We start from the raw sequence: 20,061 nt of genomic DNA on the forward strand, positions 1-20,061 counted from the left end.
GGTAGCGCCCATTGCAGAAGTACAGACTGAATCCCCCTTCATCTGAAAGGAGATTGTCATGAGCGCATCAACCGACACGAGCCCGTCGCGGGTGCCGTGGAACAAAGGAAGATTGACGGGACAGAAGCCCCCGCTGAAGCTTAAGGAGATCTGGGCGATTCGTGTGCGCCTGCAGCTTTCATCCCAGGTGCGGGATCTGGCAATGTTCAATCTCGCCATCGATAGCAAGCTTCGGGCGTGTGATTTGACGAAGCTGCGTGTTCGCGACGTCTATCAAGGAGAGCACGTCGCCAGCCGTGCGCTGATCATGCAGCAGAAGACGCAACGGCCGGTGCAATTCGAGATTACCGAGCAGACGCGAGACAGCGTAGCAGCGTGGATAAGGCATGCCGGGCTGCATGCGACCGACTTCCTGTTCAAAAGCAGGATTCACGGCTCTCCCCACCTGTCGACACGACAATACGCCCGGCTGGTTCATCGGTGGGTCTCGTCAATCGGCCTTGACGACACTGCCTACGGTACGCACACGATGCGCCGAACCAAGGCGTCATTGATTTATCGCCGCACGAAGAACCTCAGGGCTGTCCAGCTGCTGCTCGGCCACACGAAGCTCGAGAGCACAGTCCGATACCTCGGCATCGAGGTCGATGACGCGCTTGAGATGGCTGAACAGACAGAGGTGTAGGGCTTCATGCCGGTCAGCAAGTGGTCGCTGACCGGCCACAAGCCGCCGTTCACATAGGGCGTCTCTTGGACGTCCAAGCGTCGGCTGCGCCCCGTAACCGGCCACGCGATCGTAGTGGACGAACGCTTGGCCGCCGGCTTGAGCTGCCATCTCTCCGAGCTGGGTCTATGGCAGCAATGAACTACATGGCTGCCGGCGGCGGCGTCGAGCAATCCGCCGGCATCTTGCTGCATTCGCAAGCCGACACTCGCGGGGCCGAAGTCCAAACGATCTCCGCCACACATCAGGTCAGCACAAGCTGGCGCTCTGAATATCTCGTCATCACCGAAGCAAGGATCATGTCGAGCGCGTTCGACGGCGGTGCGGCGCCACGGTGGAACGGCCGGAACACCACGTCGCCCCGTTTGACCGACATGCCGCTGAGCGCGCAAATACCCCTGACGCGCGCATAGCCGGCGCGCCACGTCTGATCGAGATAGCTGCCCCGCGTAGCGTCGCTCCAGGAAACGAGCACGGTCGCGTCGGTTTGCCATTCGATGCTTCGAATCGTAGGGACCGTGAGCGCCGCATGCGCTACTACCGTGCGGCTGGGTCGCTTGCGGCGCCCCGAAGCCTGGTAAGCGGCTGATGCAGTCTCATGCCAATGCGCGCTCAGCCGTCCGATAATCTGCGACCATGGGTCGGGTCCACACATCTCCGGTTCTCCTGCGACTTCCAGCGGCAATAGCCTGCAAAATGCATCGCCTCCGGGTTTAAAGTCTCATGGCTGCGGGGCTCACGCGAACATTACCCGGTCAGGTTGCCGTCGATAACGGCTCGATCGTTCGCATGAAATGCGCATGCCGGCTTACAGCTTCGCCACGCTATCCGGCCGCGCGAGTGCGACCACGCTCACGATCCCCTCGCGCGCCATCTTCGCGTACGGACAGAAACGTTCCGTGTTACGCACGAGTCCTTCGGCAACGCCGGGCTCGACACCCGGCAAATGAATGCGGACCTGGGCAATCAGGTTGAACAGGCCATCGACGGGATCTCGGCCGAAATCGACCGTCACTTCCACCTTCGCGCCGACGATCGCTATCTCCGCCTTTGCTGCGAGCAGGCTCAAGGCACCGTGAAAGCAGGCGGCGTAGGCGGCAGCAAACAACTGCTCGGGATTCGTCCCGCCGCCTGGGCCGCCGAGCGCTTCGGGCAGGCGCAGGTCGAGATCGAGCTCGCCGTCGTCCGACCGGACCACGCCTGATGCTCGACCATGGCTCGCATCGCCGCCCGTGGCGGTCACGGTCGTCGAGTACAGTGTCTGAAAATCTTGCCCGAAGTACTTGTCGAGCAGGGTGAGCGGCGGCGGATGCAGAGGGCTCATCATGTATGTCCGACAGCCATTGGCTACGCCGCGGCTCGCAACGAGCGGAGCCATGCGCGTGAGCCAGTGGCGTCCAGAGACGGGATGGTCCGCCTCTCTGGCATGGTGTCTCCTGTTTGCGCGCTCTGGCATAGCGCAGGCCGTCCGTCGAACGGCCCGCTACCGCTGAGGCCACCGTCGATAGCAACGATTGTCATGATCTTTCTCTGTGGATAGTGCGCCGGACCGGCGTCGATGCGCCGTCAGCGTATGGGTGCATCGTAGGTGCGCAGCAGCCCGTCGGGAAGGCCTGCGCCGCGACGCACCGTGTTGCCTCCAAAGCACCAATCATAGTGCCGGCACCGGCATCATCGTGGTCAGGCATTGCAGATCGAGGGCGCGCGTTTGTTCCGCCATGTAATCGATAAACACGCGGATTCTGGCGGGCAGATGCTTGCGGCTGAGATAACAGACGTAGTGACCGCGGTCGTCTGGCGCGTATTGGGCCAGACAGGAAATCAGCCGCTCACGCCGCAATAGATCGCAGACCTGATAGGCCGGCAATTGGGCGATGCCCTCGCCGTCGAGCACCGCCTGCACGATGAGGTCCATGTCGTTGAACGTGTGCTGCGCTCGAGGCAACTGCTTTTGCATGAGTCCGTCGACCTTGAACTCCCAATCACTTACGCGCCCCGACGCACTGCGGAAATTGATACACCGATGCTGGCCGAGATCTTCGACCTGACGCGGCACACCGTGTTGTCTCGCGTACACGGGCGACGCGCAGACGATCATCTGCATCGGTATCAGTTGCTTTGCCACGACCTCGCTGTCTTCCATACGCCCGTCGCGAAACCCGACGTCGACACGATCCGCGATGAAGTCGGCAGGACGATCGTTCAGCAATAGTTCGAGCGCTATGTCTGGATACCGCGAGCGAAAACCGCTCAGCAGCGGCGCGACGATCTTGCGGCCAAATCCGGGGGTCGAGCAGATACGCAGATGTCCGCGCGGCGGTCCATTGCGCAACTCGCGCATGTCCTCCAGCGCCTGCACGATGCGTTCGACGCCCGGATGGCAGTTCTGATAAAACAATTCGCCTTCGCGGGTCAGCGACGTGCTGCGGGTGGTGCGCAGAAAAAGCCGCGCATCGAGCTGCGCTTCGAGCTTTTGCACATTTCGGCTGACGGCGGAGCGGCCAATGCCGAGACGGTCACCCGCCTTGGCGAAGCTGCCTTCATTGGCCACGGCGAGGAACGAAACGACACCGGCGTAACTCGTGGCGAAGCTGCTAGCGAGCGAATTGTCGGTGACGGGGCGGGCAGAATGATCGTCGGACATGGGCGGCACGATTTAAAGGTTTCGTACTCGACAAGACGTTTTAGCCGGGCCACCTGTGACAAACCGGGTTAACGAATCCACTGCGGCGGACAATCTGCCCGTTCGTGCGAGAGGTTCAGCCGCGCGATCGCGGGCGCGCCCTTCCTGTTCAACAATGCGGCGGCATTGATTTCGCTGCTATTGCAATTGATCGTACAAACGCAGTCCGGACATTGCCGGGCTGCAGATCATCGGCCGCCAAATCTGGCCGCGATGCGCGCCAGCTTGTCGGGATTTCGCTGCACCTGGATGCGCACAATGCGCTCGCCATCCGTCTCGTACGTCTGCGCCGATTCGAGTGCGCCGTCGATAAAGCGCAACAGTGCCGATTGGCTGTTGAGCACGGCGAGTTCGACACGCAGTCCGCTTTTGTAGCGAAGTGCAGCCGCATAAAAAAGCTGCGCGATGCGCCGCCCGCCCACCATTGGTTTTGGAAAGCTCTGCACCCGGCCACCGCCATCGCCCATGAGCACGGCATCTTCGGCCAGCATTGAATTGATCGCCGCGAAATCACCGCGCTCCAAAGCGTGCGCAAAAGTCTGCAGCAACCGATGATGCGTCTCCCGCGACACGACGTAGCGCGGACGATCGTCGCGCAACTGCGCCTTCGCGCGGCTCACCAGTTGCCGGCACGCCGCTTCGCTCTTGCCGACGGCTTTTGCTATTTCATCGTAGTCGGCATCGAATACTTCGCGCAGCAGGAAAGCCGCGCGCGCTTCCGGGCTCAACCGTTCGAGCAGCATCAGAAAGGCGACGGATACGTCGTCAGCGCGCTCCTTCGCCTGCTCCGGCGTTGCGGGATAGTCGGCGAAGTGCGGCTCAGGAAGCCAGATGCCGGTGTAATGTTCGCGCTGGATTTTCGCTGCGCGCAGACGGTCGATGGAGATCCGCGTAGTCACGGCGACAAGCCACGCTTCCGCGTTCTCGATGGTCTCGCTTGCGGTCGAATGCCAGCGCAACCAGGCGTCCTGCACGACGTCTTCCGCCTCTGCGACCGAACTCAGCATCCGATATGCAATGCCCTGCAAGCGCGGGCGAAGCTTGTCAAAAACGCTGGCGTCGTCCATGAAGCGGTCCTTGTGCACAGTACATGGGAGATATTCCAGTTTCCATGGCGGAAACGGACGACCGAACCGCGCACCTACGTTCGCGCGATCGTTCGCGCCGAACAGTATACCGTCATGAAGTCCGGCACCGCGGCCAATGTTTACTGCGCACGGCGCTCGCCGCCGGCTGCTGTCACGGGGGCAACATTGAAACCGGCATCGCGCCATGCGTCGATGCCTCCGGTCAGCGGCAACGCTAGTCTGATTCCGGCGCGCCGCAAACGGCCAGCCATCCATGCAGCGGACACTTCTCCGGGGCACGAGCAGTAAATGACGAATGTCCGGTTCGCGTCGTACGCCCGCACTATCTCCCCAAATTTGCGTTCGTCGGCAAATATGGCACCCGGAATGACGAATGGATCAAGCGTCCGCCTCTCCGGGGAACGAATGTCGAAGATGACCGGCCGGGGTTCGTCTGTCAGCAAACCGTGTAGCTCCACCGCATCGATCCGGGACGTTTCCAGTGCTTTGGACAGCATCAGATGTCGACAATAGCGATAGCAGGAATACAGCGCGAGTGCACTTGCGACCATAGCCAATGCCCGCCAGCCGAGATGCGAGACCACCGCGAAAACCAGCTCGATCTGAGCGGCGAAAGCTCCGCCGATAGCTAGCGCGACGGAGGCCCATAAGGCCACTCCGGCACAATCGCATGCGATGAAGTGCCGCAATCTGACCCCCATTGCCCCGCACAACGGCACCGCAACGAGCGACAGGCCGGGGACGAAGCGGGCGGCGATTAAAACTCGCACTCCCCAGCGCCCGAAGAAACGCTCGGTTTCTCTCACACAAGTATCGCGCGACGACGATAAGAGACAAACCGTTCGAAGCGTGCGTTCGCCGAATCGTCTTCCGCCCTCATACCAGAGGAGGTCGCCAAGCACTCCGCCCACGGCGGCAGCCCCTAACGTCGACGCGAAATGACACACTGCCGATTGTTGGCTGCCGGTTGCAATCGTGATGCTCGCCCCTACCGTGATCAATGTTGGCATAGCCGGCACAGGTAGACCGAGCGACGCGCCAAGCACACTCAGGAATACGACCAGCGCGCCGTATTGCGCGATGAGTTCATGGGAAAACACGTAGCCTCCTGACCCGGAAACGGCCGGGTCCTATTGGGCGTGCCAACCGACAGCCAGGTTGACCGCCATGCCGGCAGTGCAACAACGAATGACCTCGTCGGTCGACCACAATGCGCTGCTGCTCCAATACTTGAACAGCTCTGAAATTTGCGTCTCATTGAAGTACCTCCGCATGCGCGACCAGATTTCGTCGGACGCCGATTGTTCGCTGACACCCGATAGATGTTCCGCCCAGGCCAACGCGGCCTTCTCCGCATGACAGAAAACATCGGCGCGCCGCCAGCTTCCGATATGCTCAATCTTCGATGTGGCTACGGCAGCATGGAGCGCCAGGCGGAGGCCGTAATGAACGCATAACAAACAGCCGTTGATTTGCGATGCGCGCAGTTCGAGAAGCGCGATCAGGCCGGCATCGAGCGAGCCGCACTGAATTGGCCGCGTCACGATTTTGCACCCGCGCTGTATCGATGTACGTCGTGACTGACGAAGCCCACTTCACGGCTAGGAATAGCAAACCACTCGGGATGACGGAAAGAATTTCGAACGTCGTCTAATCCACTCGCCCAATGTTCCTTCATCGTGTCCTTGCTGAACTCGTAGTCCTTATAGTGCCCTTCGAACGACTTGTTCCTGTAGATCAGGTGCACGACATTCACGGCGCTGCCATCCGCCGTCTTCTGCGCTTCGTCAATGACCGCATGATCACAGCGCGCGGCCTCGGGGACATGTTCGAGCAGTGCCTTGATCAGCTGAGCGTGCTTCTGATTCTGTGCCATGAAGGCGGTGACAGCCCGGGTACGGCTTGAATACTGGATGTCCTTGACACGTTCGTTGATGTCGAGAAAATCGCCTGGCAGCTTGCCGCGCGAGCTCCACAGATCGACCTGCAGAACGAGCGTATCTCTGTGCTGACTCTCTCTGATAATTTCCGTCAGCGGCGTATTGGAGACGAGCCCTCCGTCCCAGTAAAACTCTCCGTCGATCTCGACGGCGGGAAACCCTGGCGGCAGGGAGCCGGACGCGATGAAGTGCTCCGGCTTCAGTCGCATCGTCGAGTTGTCGAAGTACACGAGATTGCCATTGCGTACGTTGACAGCGCCGACCGAAACACGGATGCCTCCATCGTTGATCCGGTCGAAGTCGGCGTACTTCATCAGCGTTTCACGCAACGCAGTGGTGTCGTAATAGCTGACTTCGTCGGGACGCCTCTTCACGAGATCGGCCGCAAGCGTGCGCATACGCGGAGAGAAAAATCCCTGCTGGCCCTCGACCAGCGTGCGCGTTGCCGCCCACGCGCTCGACCACTTGCGTGCCATGTCTTCACAGCCCGGATAGACGGGCATCAGGGAACGGACATGCGAGAAAACATCCGCGGGTTGACTTATCGTGTTCCAGAATCCGCGTAGTGCCTCCACCCGGTCTTCCGGCGCGTTCCCGGCAATCACCGCGGTGTTCAACGCGCCGATCGATATGCCCGCGATCCGGGTCGGCTCAATATCTACTTCGGCAATCCCCTCGTATACGCCGGCCTGATACGAACCCAAGGCTCCGCCACCCTGAAGCACGAGTCCGATTTCATCGTACTGGGGCAGCCTGAAAGGAGACGGCTGCTGCAACTCTTTGCGCTGACTCGATCTCACGGTTATCCCCTTACTGCATGAACCAGCCGTGGCTCACCACGACGGACTGCCCGGTCAGCGCATTCGATTCGAAGCCGGCGAGAAACGCGACCGTGTTGGCGACGTCGGCCACCGAGGTAAACTCGCCGTCCACCGTGTCCTTCAGCATCACGTTTCTCACGACCTCCGCCTCTGAAATTCCGAGTACTTTCGCCTGCTCCGGAATCTGCTTGTCCACCAGCGGAGTCCTGACAAAACCAGGGCACACGACATTCGCGCGCACACCGTGCGGGCCGCCCTCCTTTGCGACAACCCGGGCAAGCCCAAGCAGCCCATGCTTGGCCGTCACATAGGCCGACTTCAGTTGCGATGCCTCGTGCGAATGCACGGAACCCATGTAGAGCACGGCGCCGCCTTTGCCCGATGCGTACATATGCCTGACGGCTGCCTTCGTAGTGAGGAATGCACCATCGAGATGGATAGCCATCATCTTTTTCCAGTCGGAGAATGCGTAGTCCTCGATCCGGTTGACGATCTGAATACCGGCGTTCGAAACCAATACGTCGATGCCGCCGAATCGGCTTACCGTATCGGCAATACCGGCATTGACCGCTTCTTCGTTCGTCACGTCCATGGAGAGAGCAACCGCGCTGCCACCGCTGCGGACGATATCCTCGGCCACTTTCGTTGCGCTCGGGAGATTCAGATCCGCTACGACGACCGTCGCGCCGTCCGCGGCCAACTTGCGTGCGCATTGCTCGCCAATTCCGCTCGCCGCGCCCGTGACGAGCGCCACTTTGTCTTTCAATGCCATATATCCTCCGGGAGAGTTACTGGTTCGCTACAAGTTTCATGGGATCGACGGAGGCAAGATAGTCATGCGCCACCTCGCCCACATCGAGTGTGAGATTGGCGACGATGTGACGCGCGCCGATTACCTTGCGAACGGGCAGGTCCGCGACCGAAGCCAGCGCGTGTGGATGAAGTTCGAGCGCGGCCGGCCCCTCCCAGGCGCCAGTTACCTGAACGTCGCGCAGAAAGAAGCGGACGAGTTCGCACACTCGGACCGAACCGTCGACGTGCGGTATCACCTTGAGCAGATAGTTGGGTGTGTCAGCGAGTTTGCGCTGCTCGGCAGCGGCGTCGAGCGGACGATACTTATAGCCCATCGTGCCGGTGGCAATTCGCCGCGTGCCGTAGTCGAGCGTTCCGAGCAAGGTATCTTTTCCATCAATCGAAAGACGCGGCGAAGCGAGCTTCTTGGGAAAGCCCCAGATTTCCCGGCCGCCGGCGATCGGACCTTCGTCGTCCAGATACATCGAGTGCGTGTAGTTCGCCTTTCTGCCCTGCTCGTCCAGAACCGAGATGACCTGACCGCTCTCCGTATAGTCGCCAAACCCCGACGAATCGGGCATGCGGATGAACTCGTAATGAACCATCGCGTTGTCGACCTTCAAGGGTTCGGGAACGACGGCTCTTAGCGCCTCGATATCCGTCTCGTAGGAAATGATGAAGTACTCCCGATCGACGAGCCGGAACGGCGGACGCGGGTATGCCGGATTGTGCAGCGGCATCGAAAAAGCATGTTTGCGGATATCGTCTTTTGTCACGAGTCACTCCTTGGTTGCTTTGAATCACGCTCCCCGCAAACTAGCTTCGCAGGAAAGACAAGAGGTCCTGATTGAGCTGATCCTTGTGGGTATCGGTCAACCCATGCGGCGCGCCGGGATAAATCTTCAGGATCGCGTGAGGCACGAGTTTCTTGCTCGAGCGGGCTCCAATATCCACGGGAACAACCTGGTCGTCGTCGCCGTGAATGATCAGTGTCGGTCGGTCGAACTTCAGCAGATCCGTCGTGAAATCAGTTTCGGAATAGGCTTTGACCGATTCGTAGACGTTCTTGAAACCGCCGCTCATTCCCTGACGCCACCACGCGTCGATCAGACCTTGCGACACCTTGGCGCCCGGCCGGTTAAAGCCGTAGAACGGACCTGCGGGAATGTCCTGGAATAATTGCGAGCGGTTGGCGATCATTGCAGCCCGAACACTATCGAACGATTCAATAGGTACACCTGACGGATTGCCGGGCGTTTTGACCATCAACGGCGGCACGGCCGAAATCAATCCGATCTTCGATACGCGTGACGTACCGTGCCGGCCCACGTAACGCGCGACTTCGCCCCCGCCGGTCGAGAATCCGATAACGGCTACATCGCGCAGGCCGAGCGTGTCGATGACTGTCGCGAGATCGTCCGCGTAGTGATCCATGTCGTTGCCGTCCCAGGGTTGGCTCGAGCGACCGTGCCCACGGCGATCATGTGCGATGACCCGGAACCCGTGGGACGCCAGAGAGAAGGCCTGGTTTTCCCAGCTATCCGAGTTGAGCGGCCAACCGTGGCTCAGCGTGACGACGGGACCGTCTTTAGCGCCCCAATCCTTGAAGTACAGGCTGACTCCGTCCCGGGTGCGGATAACGTCGCCGGTATGGCCTGTGGACGACATGTGCGCGGTGGTGCCGGGTCCTGATTGCTTGCTGGCAGCCGATGCCACAGTTGTCGTCAAGGTCGCGGCGACTCCGCCAATCAGCAGGCTTCGGCGTTTTGAGTCGGGGGAAACGTGTCCCAAGTCTTTAGTCATGGCTTAAGTCCAGGAATTGTTCGACCGGGGAGATAGGGGAATTGGCTTGCTTACCGGTCGAGTCATCAGAATAATCACGATGCGCTTATTGGCCCAGTTAAGCGCTGCAAAACGCCGTTTATCGCTCTACGTTCACGCGACTAAAGATCGCCGTTTTCTTAACGATTCTTAACATCTACATGAGTTAATTTGCGTATAGCAAAGACAGAGAGTGAACGGCAGCGCATTGGGAGTAACCCATCCACAACCGCAAGATCAGAACTTCAACGCATGCAACCGATGAATCTTATCCAGGAGCCAGTGGAAGCTAGCATGCTCATCGTCTCCATGAGCGGCGTTCTTCATAGCCATCTTGTGCAACATGTCTTGCCGTTGGGAAAGCAGCCGGCACATTCGCTGCGTCACTTCTTGGCTATCCCTCAATAGAGGCGTCACAGCATCCTTGCTCAATCTGTAAATGACAGTCCGGGTGAGCGTCACGATCTTCACCTGAACTGGCAAACCCGCGAGTAGTCCGGTCTCCCCCATCGTATCGCCAGGCCCGAGACGCACCACCTCAACGGCTCCGGTAGATTGCTCCGTTGAAACACTGAGCACGCCCGAGTCGACGATTGCCAGACTGTCAGGCACCACATCCGGCGTGAAGATCACCTGCCCGGGGTCGTATTCGTACCGCACCATGCAACTCGAAAGCCTCTTCAACGCCTCGTCGCCGATGGCGGCGAACAGTTCGATGCGTCCAAGCAGGCGTTCCTCGGCTTTTGCCACCATGGCCGTGACAGATGGCACGCCTCGTGGTCGGAGATCGACTCCCGCGGCGGTAAGGTGTCGATAGCAGAGGTCGTACAGTTCGTTTGTCAATGGCGCCTTTTTTGCCGTGTCGTCCACGAAAGCGGTCGCCTCGTACTGGATGGAATGTATCGTGGATTTTCTCGCCTGCACGAAGGGCGCCGGTGCCGGCAGGATGGAACGCGCCGCAGCCAGTGCGCATTCGAGCGCGGCGATCACCGTTGCCGGCCGCTCGTCCGGCGAAATCTCCAGAGACACCGTAACGCCATGCAAAGCGTGCGGCCGGTTGGTATTTGTGATATTGGCCTTTGCCGCCGCGGCATTGGGAATGATGGTCACATTGCCGTGCGAATTGAGCAGATGCGTTGCTCTCCAATTCATCTCGATCACCTTGCCTTCGGCGCCATCAATCGAGATCCAGTCATCCACGCGGTACGGTTCTGTGGAATTCAGCACGATTCCTGCAAAGACATCGTGCAAGGTACTTTGAATAGCCAGACCGAGAATAACGGCCAATGTGCCCGACGTCGCAATCAGGCCGCCAACGGGTATTTCCAGAACGAACCCCGTCGCGGCTACCGCCGCGGCGAGAAACACCACAGCACCGAACACGTCCTGAAACAGTCTCTGCTTGCGCCACGTATGTGGCAGGAGAAGTGTGTCGAGAGCAAGAGTGAGCAGGCGGGCACCTGTGAGCCACCAGAATATCTTCAGGGCCTGCGCCGCTTCGTGAAGCGGCGACGGTCCAAGATGCGTAGCCTGCCTGAAGGGGCTGAGGCCCGCGGTGAAAAGGCTCGTCGTGAAGACGGCAAAAATCGTGAGCCGAAGCAATAGACGCGAAACGTCCTCCTTCGGCACTTTGAAACGCCACAGCGCCACGTCGATCATGACGACGGCATAACCGAACAACAGGGAATCGCTCACGGACGCTCCGACGGGAAAAACGCGCCTGACGAGTACTCATGCCGCCCCCGCCCGGAGCCATTGTGAACGACTAACTGCAATGCCCGAGGCTGGCTAAACCACTAGCCAAACGACGCCAGAGGGTCGCCTGCCGCGAATGCATCGGCGCGATTCGGCGCAGGTGGATAGATCCACTGCGTATTGATCATCTGCTTGCGTGCTTTTCCTTCTGCATGCGTCAGCTTGATCTGGCGGTCCCAGCCTTCTGAATAGACCGCTCCCCACTCGCCGAGATCGAGACAGGTGGCGTAAAACGGCTGGCTATACGCAAGGGTCGATGCGCCGATCAGATCGGCGGCCACGTTGTGGCCACCGAATTTGCCCATCACCATGGCGTGCTGACAGGACATCAACGCGTCGTGCCCCTGATCGTCGCTACGCACTCGTGCCACATCGCCGGCCACGAACACGCCGGGCGCCTCTTCCACACGCAGATCAGGTGCGACTTCGACACGGCCAAGCGGGTCGAGGCGCGACGAAACCTGTGCTGCAAGCGTACTTGCTCGCATCCCGCCCGCCCATACCACCGTGTGCGCTTCGATATGCGCACCCGACGCGGTGCGGACGCCACTCGCATCGACCGATACGACACTGGAGCCCAATACCGCTTTGATGCCCAGCGACTCGAATGCCTCGGCGACGAAAGGCCGCGGGTTAGGCCCGAGATCGGGGCCAATATCGGCCTGCGAGCCTACGACGATTACTTTGATCGCCGCATCGGGGCCAAATAGCGCGCGCATCCGCTTAGGCAATTCGGTTGCAATCTCGATGCCGGTAAAGCCACATCCCACCACGGCAACGGTATTTCGAGCGCTTGAATCAGGAAGCTTCGCGAGTTGCTTCAGATGCGCTTCAAGTGCCGACGCGTCCTCCATGCTATCGACCGAGAATGCATACTCGGCGAGCCCCGGAATCGACGGCCGGCTGAGTTTGCTGCCGCTCGTCAGCAGCAACCTGTCGTAACCAAGCGTGCGGGTTTCGTCGCTCGCGGCCGTCACACGCACGGTCTTATCGCCAACAGCGATTTCGTCCACACGCCCCTCGACGTAGTTCACGCCGACGGCGTCAAGCAGAGGCAAAAGCGGCGCAAACATCAGATGCGGCTCGCTTTCGTACATCCGTGGCCGGATTTGCAACTCGGGTTTCGGCGAGATCAGCGTAATGTCGATGTCGCCAGCCGTTGCGCCAGCGCGGTCGAGCACGCGAGCCGCCCCGAGCGCACCCCACACGCCGGCGAAGCCGGCGCCCACAATCAAGATCTTCTGCGACATGATTCTTGCCTTAAGTTTTAGATTACCAGGTTGACGATGTGCACCGGAACTTCAACAAACGGAGCCCTGTTGCACTGCGCGACGATCGCTGACGATCGCGGCGGTCGACTCACCGGCCGCCCGCCTTCACGACAAATCGTAGACTTCGTGTTCCAATGGCAGTAGGCACGCAAAGGAGATCACCGTGTTGTCTCGGCGACAACAATCGACGGCTTAAACGTCGTCAACTAAACCTGGCAAGCGCGCCTTCGAGCGACTCATAGGAATGTTCGTCACCTTCCATGGCAAGATTCACGATTGTGCGAATGCTCCATGGCGCTTGTGATCTGGACGCGTGTTGTTGAGCCGCAGTCACTTGCTCCTGCATTGCCTGCTTTACTCCATTGGGAAAGGCATCCCTCGCGTCTCTGACGGCCGTCTGCAATACATGCAATACGGTCTGGCCAAACGCTACACATTCTTCGCGCCTCGGCATTTTTCCTTTTTCTATGACCGAGTCTTTCCAGTCGTTCTGATCGGGTCTGAGGAGCACGGGAGGTCGGGCGCAGAAGTTCCGGTAGTTCAGTGAGTAGGCTTCCTCGCGATTCTGTGGACTGATCCCCAGCAGTTTCCACGCCGCATCGAAACGCTCTTTCTTTATTCCGTTCTGGTACGCCATCGCGCGCAGAAAGAATTCGTGAAAGTCTTCAAGACTCTCGGCGCAGGACGATACTGATTGCCGATAGTGGCCGTCGCGTATTGCATAAGCGGCAAGTTCAAAAAAGATCTCGAACTTCTGTTGCCGCAATGTCACGATCTGCTGATGACCGCGCGAGCACTCCGACCTATACCTTCCCTCCTCATCGGGTCGAAGATCCAGGAAAACAGAAGAAAGAACGGCATTCTCTACGGAGCTTCCGTCCGTGTTGCATTCTAGGCAGACACTCTGAACCGATATCTTTGTCATGGCATATCTCACAGTTGGATGTTGTTTCTCGCTTCTTTCCGCATCACTTTTCTTGCTCGTCAACACATCACACCCGGAGTCGCGAACCTCGTTCGAGACCAGGTTTTTTGGCACTCTATGCTCAATCACCCGCCTTTGCAGATGAGGTACGGTGAATGGGCCAGTACGCCAATGACTCCATGGCGCCGATGTTGTTCTTGCGGCAACACTGTGATATCCCGCCGGCGTCTTCCGTGTTCTGGCTGGCACAACTACGATTGCACGTGACGTCATATTTCGCTGTGGAGGGCCGAGGTAACGGGTCTATTCCAATGAACCTGAATCGCGCAATCCGGAGCCTGCTGAAAGATGAATGCCAAGGAAGACTTTTTACGTTCCGGCGTGATGGAAAATACCGACCGCCACGATTACGGCGAGGCCGTATCCTTCGGTCCGTTCACACTTTTCCCGGCAGAAAGGCGTCTCGAACGGTCGGGTTCATTCGTGCAACTAGGCAGCCGCGCGCTGGATATTCTTATTGTGCTTATCCAGCACGCCGGACAGGTCGTGGACCGGCGCATGTTGATGTCGCGCGCGTGGAGGAATATTGTCGTGGACGAAAGCAACCTGCGCGTCAACATTGCTGGATTGCGCAAGGCGCTCGGTGACGGCGAGGGCGGTGTGCGCTACGTGACCAACGTCCCGGGTATCGGCTACTGTTTCGTTGGGCAACTTACCCGTGAACGCATCGTTGTCGATTCCCGTTTCCAATTTTCCGGACTGACTCCTGGAGTACATTCTGGCGACTTCGCATCAGGAGCAGCCTTCCCACAAGGTCGTGAGGAAGTCTTGCGGACTATTGAGTCCGACTTGAGCAGACACCGGTTCATCTCTATTGTAGGAGCCGGAGGGATCGGCAAGACAACAGTGGCCATGGCTCTCGCGAAAAGACTGTCCGGCGTGTTTCCTTCGGAGATTCACGTCGCCGACCTCAGCGAAGTTGCGCATGGCGATACGGTAGCGCTCACGCTGGCTCGTCTGCTTGGGTTGGGCGATCTTCACCATTTACCCGTCGCACGCATCGCCAATTATCTTTCCACCAGGCGTGCGCTGATCCTTCTGGATAACTGCGAGCACGTCATCGACGAGGTGACATCGCTCACAACGCAAATTCTCGCGGTCTCATCCGCGACCTATTTCGTTCTGACAAGCCGCGAGGCGCTACGCGTCAGACACGAACACGTCTGCCGCCTGTCTGCGCTTGCGGTCCCTCCCGGACCCGAGGTGATTTCGATCGAACATGCGCATACTTATCCCGCCGTGCAGGTATTCATTCAACGCGCTCTGGAAGCGGGCGCCAGATTCCCGCAGACCAGCAAGAGCTATGCAGCCATCTCGGAGATTTGCCGGGAACTGGAAGGCGTCGCGTTTGCAATCGAACTTGCAGCGGCGCGCGTCGCGACGTTCGGACTGGCCGGCACCATGACGCTGCTCGGAACCCGATCGCGTCTTCAATGGCAGGGATGCCGCAATGCTTCTGCGAGGCATCGGAATCTCGCCGCGTCGATTGGATGGAGTTACGCGCTGCTGACGGAGCATGAGAAGTCCGCTTTCCGTCAGTTGTCGTCGTTTGAACAGCCCGCAACGCTCGAGGCCGTCCTCGCGGCGGTGGCAAAAGGAACGGGCGATCTTTCGAATGCGATAGACCTGGTTGAGGGTTTGGTCGCTAAGCACATGCTGCACGTCCAGCCCGGACCCGACGACTTGCCTCGCTATCGGCTCCCGGCTTCGGAAAGAATCTATGCACTGGAACAACTCCATCAAGCTGCGCTCGATAAGCGGAGCGTCGTCCAACTGAACGGCGCGCAAGGGATTTACATCTGAAATTCGGCTGGCCGTGTCTTCAGTGGCGCTTTCAGCTACAACCGCAGGCTTGTAACGCGAAAATTATCATTTCATTAGCTGCGCGCATTGCTTCGCTGCAAAATCGATGAATATTTTTGATCGCGGTGGCATGCTCCTTCCAAATCCGTGCATGACATGAAGAGGAACCGATCGCAGTGCCAACTCCGCCAGGACGATACACAAACGTCCTGCGTCGACATCTTCCTGAACCATTGCTTTCAGAATCTGCGCGATACCCAGTCCATTCAATGCTGCCAGCCTCATGGCCTCACCACTGTCGGCGTCGAATGCTCCTTCCGGTTGCACGCTGGCACCGTCAGCAAACGTAATGGGCACCACGCGTCCGGCAAGTCTGTAACGAACATGGCGATGCATGCCGAGATCGGATATCGATTTCGGCACGCCGTTGCGGCTTAAATAGTCGGGGGAGGCCACGAGCGCTAGCGGCAAATGGCCCAGTTTCCGCGCATGTAAAGCGCTGTCGGCGACCTCACCCGCCCGGATGACCAGATCGAAACCGTCGCGGATGATGTCGACATGATGGTCGCTCACGTTCACATCGAAGAGCAACCCTGGATGACGCGCCATCAAGTGCCTGGTGAGCGGGTCGAGCAGAATGCGCGCCAATGCACCCGGCACACTGATACGCAGTTTGCCGACCGCGGCCAGCGGCGCAGTCAACGCGTTGCCTGCCTCCTCAATACCACGTATGAGCGGCGCGATGCGCTCGTAGTAGGTTTGCCCCTCTATCGTCAGGACGGTTGCCCTTGTCGAGCGCCTGAAGAGCGTGACGCCGAGACGCCTCTCCAATCTTCCAACGCTTCTCGACACAGCGGACGGCGTCGTGCCAAGCATGCGCGCCGCTCCGGTGAACGAACCGGCCTCAACCGCTCGAACAAAGGCAGATAAGCCATTCATGTTCTCAACTGGCATTAGTGACCCTTCGGCAAAACTGATAGCTCCGCTGCAGAACTGGGCTGTCGTCTCACCCTATGGCTAAATTAGCGCTCAACGCGAGGTCCGCGTCAAACAACGGAGATTCAGATGAACAGACTCGCAAATAAAGTCGCCGTCATCACCGGCGGTAATAGCGGCATCGGCTTTGCGATGGCCAGGTTGTTTGTGGCCGAAGGTGCACAGGTGCTGATCGTCGGACGGCGCCTGGCCGCGGTGAATGCCGCAGTGTCCGAGCTTGGCGATCGGGCAACGGGCCTGACCGGTGACCTGGCTGATCTCTCGACGCATGACCGCGTTGCGTCGCTGGTTGAAGAACGGTTCGGCGGCCTGGACATTTACGTCGCCAACGCGGGCATGAACACGATCGCCCGCTCAGATCTGGTTAGTCTCGAAGAGTACGATGCACAACTCGCCACCAACACGCGGTCGGTTTTCTTCGGCGTTCAGAAAGTCGCGTCTCAACTTCGCAATGGAGGCGCCATTCTGTTGACGAGTTCGATCGCGAGTTCGAAAGTATTCGAAGGCCACGCGGCGTATGCCGGCAGTAAAGCCGCAATCGAAGCTTTCGCCCGTAGTTGGGCGCTGGAATTCAAAGAGCGCGGCATCAGGGTCAACGTGATCAGCCCAGGCCCAGTCGACACACCCATTCTTTCGAAGCTGGGTATCGCGGTCACTGATCGCCCGGCATTCGAGGCCGCCGTTGCAGAGAAGATTCCGCTGGGCCGGCTGGGCCGCGCCGAAGAGTTGGCCCAGGCCGCGCTTTTTCTCGTTAGCGAAGAAAGCAGCTTCGTTACCGGCGTGAATCTGCACGTCGATGGCGGAATGTCGTTGGCGTGACGCGTTACCGTTTAACGTGACAACGCGAATCCGGGAACCGTTCGACCGGCAGCCGCACGCCGGGAACGGTTGCCGATAACCCGCTTCTGGCACCCGTCAATCGTCAGTCAAGCCTCGATGATATCGGGCGACATACTTCGCCTGAGCAATGATCTTCCCATGCATCTGATAGGCAACGACTGCGGGACTCGCCGCTGGAGCAACATCGATCTGTGCCACGTCTAGTGCAGACACCGTCACGACATATCGATGCGATTCTCCCTTAGGCGGACAGGGTCCACCGTATCTGGATTCGCCAAAGTCCGTCAACGTCTCAACCGCGCCGGCCGGCAAGCGCTTCGGATTGCCAGAAGCGCCTCTTTCGAGCGACGACTCGGAAGATGGAATGTTGGCGATCTCCCAATGCGTCCAGCCGAGCCCGCCGGTCGGCGCATCGGGGTCGAAAATGGTGACGACAATGCTCTTCGTGCCGCGCGGAACGTGAGCCCATGAAATGTGTGGCGAGACGTTCTGACCATGACAGCCGAAGCCTCCGTACACCTGCTCGTTCGAAAAGTGTCCGTCACGCAGGTCGTCGACCCTGATCGCGAACGGCTCCGCGCCGGCTATCGCGGGGATGACCGCCAGCGCCATCGACGTGCATAAAATTGCAGGCAACCAATTCTTCACTCTCATGATGCGCTCCGTTGAAGGATGAAAGATGCGTGCAACCGGTATCAACGGTCCCGCATTGATTTGCCGCTGTCACCGCGCGACCAAGTGATCGTTTGCAAATAACCGCCGTGAGTCTTGTGCACTCCGGGCGGTTTTCCGACAATCGTCAGTGCAGTCTATACGGCGATGGTTGATAGTCGAGCACCGATCAGTAGTCCCACACCACCGGCACGAAATGGAAGCCTTTATCCTTCTTTGCGATATGACCGATGGATGGGAACGCGACGTGCGCTGCGGCCAGAAGAGCGCCGGTTTCAGCGGCTTCGTTGAGTAGCGCGATACGCACGTCCGCGGCCCCTTCAGGATCGTGCTCGAAGCCGTTTTGCCAGTCGGGATGGTCGAAGTTGACCTGGAAAATCGCGTCGCCCACGAACGTCAATTTTTCGCCGTTTGATGCGACGTCCACGACGCAGTGCCCTGGCGTGTGCCCACCCGTCACGCGTGCCGACACGCCCTTGGCAACTTCCACCGTCTGATCGAACTGCACGATGTTTTCGCTGTAGAGTTCCACGAACTTCGCAGCAGCCTTGCGGAGCGCGGGAGGAACCGTTTCCGGCATCGCCGTCTTGCTGAAGTCCGGGTTTTTCCAGAACTCTACTTCCTTGCCCGACACGTGAATGCGCACGTCCGGGCGCAGTTTGGCTTTGACGCCAGCAACGTTCAGGCCGCCGACGTGGTCCATGTGCATGTGCGTAATCACGATATCGGTGATCGCAGCCAGGTCGATACCCGCAGATTCCAGGCGCATCACCGACCGGCCGGCTCGCGTGAAGTATTCGAAACCGTCGCCCACGCCCGAGTCGACCAGGATCAGGCGGTCGCCGCTGCGCACGAGCGCAATATTCAGCGCCCAGTCGAACATGTCACGCTGCAGGAAACGACCATCGAACCATTCGTTGCGGTCAGCTTCGCTAACGTTAGTCGACATGGTGGAGGTGGGAAGCGGCAGAACGCCATCGCTAATCAGCACGACGTCAACGTCACCCACGCGCACGGCGTAGCGGGAAGAAACGAGTTCGCCTGCCCCTTCTCCGCCAACGCTGGCGATAACCGGCCGCACATTGCGAGTTGTTTCGCTCATCTTCAATAGTCCAGTTGATTAATTGCGGTGAGCCGCACTGCACCGCGCGACGCGGTTCACGAGCACGACCACGAGTGTCACGCGCTTCGTTTGCTTGCATTTCGAAGGAGCGTGTGACAGATAGTAGTCAGAGGGGGCGAGCACCAGTAGCATCGCGAATGCGTACACGATGTTGTCGGAACGGCGACAATCTACGACGGATAGACAATGAGAGGTAAGGCTAGTGACAGGCTTATTGATTGGCGGTCCATCAGAACGTGTCCATCCAGGGGCGTCCACCCCATCGACGTCTTCTATCCGTTGCGAACAACGCGGATTTCTTCTTTGGAGACCGTTTCATAAAGGCTGCTCGGCGTGCCGGTGGGTATTCCGGTAAGTCAAGCAGCAACCGAGCTTGGGGAAAAAACATAGATGCCAGCACGGCGCTAGAAGTAAAGTGCGGGGGCACCGCGAGTGGACAGCCAGGCATGCGTGCGTTCAACCACCCAACGATATTTGCCAAGGTCGCTGCCATGTTCGGTACCGTGCTCTGCCATCACGGGCTCGATCCCGCGATTGCGCAGTGCCCGCCGATGCCGCTCAGAGTCGTAGCCGCGATCGGCGTTGATAACTCGGGGCGTTGCAGAGCATGGCCGCGCAATCCGCAATCGGCGAAGACGTACCAATGCGCGCAATAGCCGATGACGTGCGGGCCGACATGATCGCCCGAACGGCTGGTGTACCCCTAGAAGCCGCCTTTAGGGGCGCGCGCGACCGAAGGACCGTTGT

At 59.2% G+C, this 20,061-nt stretch carries 19 protein-coding genes and 1 pseudogene; 3 read left to right on the plus strand and 17 right to left on the minus strand.

Annotated elements, in window-relative coordinates:
• The first annotated feature begins 58 nt into the window (after nucleotides 1–58).
• Nucleotides 59–685, plus strand: a complete 627-nt coding sequence (locus PQR53_RS37900) for a tyrosine-type recombinase/integrase (RefSeq protein WP_408465581.1) — start codon at nucleotides 59–61, stop codon at nucleotides 683–685.
• Between the two features lie 283 nt (nucleotides 686–968).
• On the opposite strand, the gene PQR53_RS37905 is transcribed toward PQR53_RS37900, so the two are convergent.
• The 13 genes from PQR53_RS37905 to PQR53_RS37965 form a co-directional block, all read right to left on the minus strand.
• Entirely contained in the window at nucleotides 969–1,379 is a 411-nt protein-coding gene (locus tag PQR53_RS37905; RefSeq protein WP_408465583.1) for a DUF3331 domain-containing protein, read from the minus strand.
• Between the two features lie 153 nt (nucleotides 1,380–1,532).
• Nucleotides 1,533–2,048, minus strand: a complete 516-nt coding sequence (locus PQR53_RS37910) for an Ohr family peroxiredoxin (RefSeq protein ID WP_408465615.1) — start codon at nucleotides 2,046–2,048, stop codon at nucleotides 1,533–1,535.
• 327 nt (nucleotides 2,049–2,375) lie between these two features.
• Complete coding sequence (locus tag PQR53_RS37915) at nucleotides 2,376–3,368, minus strand: LysR family transcriptional regulator (protein WP_408465585.1); 993 nt, start codon at nucleotides 3,366–3,368, stop codon at nucleotides 2,376–2,378.
• 227 nt (nucleotides 3,369–3,595) lie between these two features.
• On the minus strand, nucleotides 3,596–4,474 hold the full coding sequence (locus PQR53_RS37920; RefSeq protein ID WP_408465587.1) for an RNA polymerase sigma-70 factor: 879 nt from the start codon (nucleotides 4,472–4,474) through the stop codon (nucleotides 3,596–3,598).
• Nucleotides 4,475–4,614: 140 nt separating this feature from the next.
• On the minus strand, nucleotides 4,615–5,595 hold the full coding sequence (locus PQR53_RS37925) for a DedA family protein/thiosulfate sulfurtransferase GlpE (RefSeq protein ID WP_408465589.1): 981 nt from the start codon (nucleotides 5,593–5,595) through the stop codon (nucleotides 4,615–4,617).
• A 30-nt stretch (nucleotides 5,596–5,625) separates the two neighbouring features.
• A complete protein-coding gene (locus PQR53_RS37930; protein ID WP_408465591.1) occupies nucleotides 5,626–6,039 on the minus strand; it encodes a carboxymuconolactone decarboxylase family protein in 414 nt (137 codons plus the stop codon).
• A complete protein-coding gene (locus PQR53_RS37935) occupies nucleotides 6,036–7,235 on the minus strand; it encodes a DUF3734 domain-containing protein (protein WP_408465593.1) in 1,200 nt (399 codons plus the stop codon). The genes PQR53_RS37930 and PQR53_RS37935 overlap by 4 nt, the downstream gene beginning before the upstream one ends.
• A gap of 10 nt (nucleotides 7,236–7,245) precedes the next feature.
• On the minus strand, nucleotides 7,246–8,028 hold the full coding sequence (locus tag PQR53_RS37940) for a 3-hydroxybutyrate dehydrogenase (RefSeq protein WP_408465595.1): 783 nt from the start codon (nucleotides 8,026–8,028) through the stop codon (nucleotides 7,246–7,248).
• Nucleotides 8,029–8,044: 16 nt separating this feature from the next.
• Nucleotides 8,045–8,824 (minus strand): acetoacetate decarboxylase, encoded by a 780-nt coding sequence (locus PQR53_RS37945; protein WP_408465597.1) that lies wholly within the window; start codon nucleotides 8,822–8,824, stop codon nucleotides 8,045–8,047.
• 40 nt (nucleotides 8,825–8,864) lie between these two features.
• A complete protein-coding gene (locus PQR53_RS37950) occupies nucleotides 8,865–9,851 on the minus strand; it encodes an alpha/beta fold hydrolase (RefSeq protein WP_408465598.1) in 987 nt (328 codons plus the stop codon).
• Nucleotides 9,852–10,106: 255 nt separating this feature from the next.
• Nucleotides 10,107–11,564: a mechanosensitive ion channel domain-containing protein gene (locus tag PQR53_RS37955; RefSeq protein WP_408465600.1), complete on the minus strand. Its 1,458-nt coding sequence runs from the start codon at nucleotides 11,562–11,564 to the stop codon at nucleotides 10,107–10,109.
• Between the two features lie 101 nt (nucleotides 11,565–11,665).
• Entirely contained in the window at nucleotides 11,666–12,874 is a 1,209-nt protein-coding gene (locus PQR53_RS37960; RefSeq protein ID WP_408465602.1) for an NAD(P)/FAD-dependent oxidoreductase, read from the minus strand.
• 223 nt (nucleotides 12,875–13,097) lie between these two features.
• Nucleotides 13,098–13,820 (minus strand): hypothetical protein, encoded by a 723-nt coding sequence (locus PQR53_RS37965; RefSeq protein ID WP_408465604.1) that lies wholly within the window; start codon nucleotides 13,818–13,820, stop codon nucleotides 13,098–13,100.
• Between the two features lie 348 nt (nucleotides 13,821–14,168).
• Here PQR53_RS37965 and PQR53_RS37970 point away from each other — a divergent pair, with 348 nt between their 5' ends.
• Nucleotides 14,169–15,683 (plus strand): ATP-binding protein, encoded by a 1,515-nt coding sequence (locus PQR53_RS37970; RefSeq protein ID WP_408465606.1) that lies wholly within the window; start codon nucleotides 14,169–14,171, stop codon nucleotides 15,681–15,683.
• Nucleotides 15,684–15,749: 66 nt separating this feature from the next.
• Here the strand turns inward: PQR53_RS37970 and PQR53_RS37975 are convergent, their stop codons facing one another.
• A complete protein-coding gene (locus tag PQR53_RS37975) occupies nucleotides 15,750–16,637 on the minus strand; it encodes a LysR family transcriptional regulator (RefSeq protein WP_408465608.1) in 888 nt (295 codons plus the stop codon).
• A 111-nt stretch (nucleotides 16,638–16,748) separates the two neighbouring features.
• Between PQR53_RS37975 and PQR53_RS37980 the strand changes: the two genes are divergently transcribed.
• Entirely contained in the window at nucleotides 16,749–17,498 is a 750-nt protein-coding gene (locus PQR53_RS37980; protein WP_408465610.1) for an SDR family NAD(P)-dependent oxidoreductase, read from the plus strand.
• Between the two features lie 96 nt (nucleotides 17,499–17,594).
• Here PQR53_RS37980 and PQR53_RS37985 read toward each other — a convergent pair whose 3' ends face one another.
• The 3 genes and pseudogenes from PQR53_RS37985 to PQR53_RS37995 all read right to left on the minus strand — a co-directional run.
• Nucleotides 17,595–18,173: a YbhB/YbcL family Raf kinase inhibitor-like protein gene (locus tag PQR53_RS37985; RefSeq protein ID WP_408465612.1), complete on the minus strand. Its 579-nt coding sequence runs from the start codon at nucleotides 18,171–18,173 to the stop codon at nucleotides 17,595–17,597.
• Between the two features lie 187 nt (nucleotides 18,174–18,360).
• Nucleotides 18,361–19,293 carry an MBL fold metallo-hydrolase gene (locus PQR53_RS37990; protein WP_408465613.1) on the minus strand — a complete coding sequence of 311 codons (933 nt, stop codon included), beginning with the start codon at nucleotides 19,291–19,293 and terminating at the stop codon, nucleotides 18,361–18,363.
• A 336-nt stretch (nucleotides 19,294–19,629) separates the two neighbouring features.
• Nucleotides 19,630–19,936, minus strand: a pseudogene (locus PQR53_RS37995) (transposase); the annotation flags it as partial.
• Nucleotides 19,937–20,061: the final 125 nt, after the last annotated feature.

The organism is Paraburkholderia fungorum, from assembly GCF_046027605.1.
In the GTDB taxonomy this organism is placed as follows: Bacteria; Pseudomonadota; Gammaproteobacteria; order Burkholderiales; family Burkholderiaceae; genus Paraburkholderia; species Paraburkholderia fungorum_F.

What these genes read in the sequence shown, in the direction of transcription:
- PQR53_RS37900 (WP_408465581.1), top strand. Translation starts at nt 59, where the DNA reads ATGAGCGCATCAACCGACACGAGCCCGTCGCGGGTGCCGTGGAACAAA.
- PQR53_RS37905 (WP_408465583.1), bottom strand. Translation starts at nt 1,379, where the DNA reads ATGTGTGGACCCGACCCATGGTCGCAGATTATCGGACGGCTGAGCGCG.
- PQR53_RS37910 (WP_408465615.1), bottom strand. Translation starts at nt 2,048, where the DNA reads ATGAGCCCTCTGCATCCGCCGCCGCTCACCCTGCTCGACAAGTACTTC.
- PQR53_RS37915 (WP_408465585.1), bottom strand. Translation starts at nt 3,368, where the DNA reads ATGTCCGACGATCATTCTGCCCGCCCCGTCACCGACAATTCGCTCGCT.
- PQR53_RS37920 (WP_408465587.1), bottom strand. Translation starts at nt 4,474, where the DNA reads ATGGACGACGCCAGCGTTTTTGACAAGCTTCGCCCGCGCTTGCAGGGC.
- PQR53_RS37940 (WP_408465595.1), bottom strand. Translation starts at nt 8,028, where the DNA reads ATGGCATTGAAAGACAAAGTGGCGCTCGTCACGGGCGCGGCGAGCGGA.
- PQR53_RS37950 (WP_408465598.1), bottom strand. Translation starts at nt 9,851, where the DNA reads ATGACTAAAGACTTGGGACACGTTTCCCCCGACTCAAAACGCCGAAGC.
- PQR53_RS37960 (WP_408465602.1), bottom strand. Translation starts at nt 12,874, where the DNA reads ATGTCGCAGAAGATCTTGATTGTGGGCGCCGGCTTCGCCGGCGTGTGG.
- PQR53_RS37965 (WP_408465604.1), bottom strand. Translation starts at nt 13,820, where the DNA reads ATGACAAAGATATCGGTTCAGAGTGTCTGCCTAGAATGCAACACGGAC.
- PQR53_RS37970 (WP_408465606.1), top strand. Translation starts at nt 14,169, where the DNA reads ATGAATGCCAAGGAAGACTTTTTACGTTCCGGCGTGATGGAAAATACC.
- PQR53_RS37975 (WP_408465608.1), bottom strand. Translation starts at nt 16,637, where the DNA reads ATGCCAGTTGAGAACATGAATGGCTTATCTGCCTTTGTTCGAGCGGTT.
- PQR53_RS37980 (WP_408465610.1), top strand. Translation starts at nt 16,749, where the DNA reads ATGAACAGACTCGCAAATAAAGTCGCCGTCATCACCGGCGGTAATAGC.
- PQR53_RS37985 (WP_408465612.1), bottom strand. Translation starts at nt 18,173, where the DNA reads ATGAGAGTGAAGAATTGGTTGCCTGCAATTTTATGCACGTCGATGGCG.
- PQR53_RS37990 (WP_408465613.1), bottom strand. Translation starts at nt 19,293, where the DNA reads ATGAGCGAAACAACTCGCAATGTGCGGCCGGTTATCGCCAGCGTTGGC.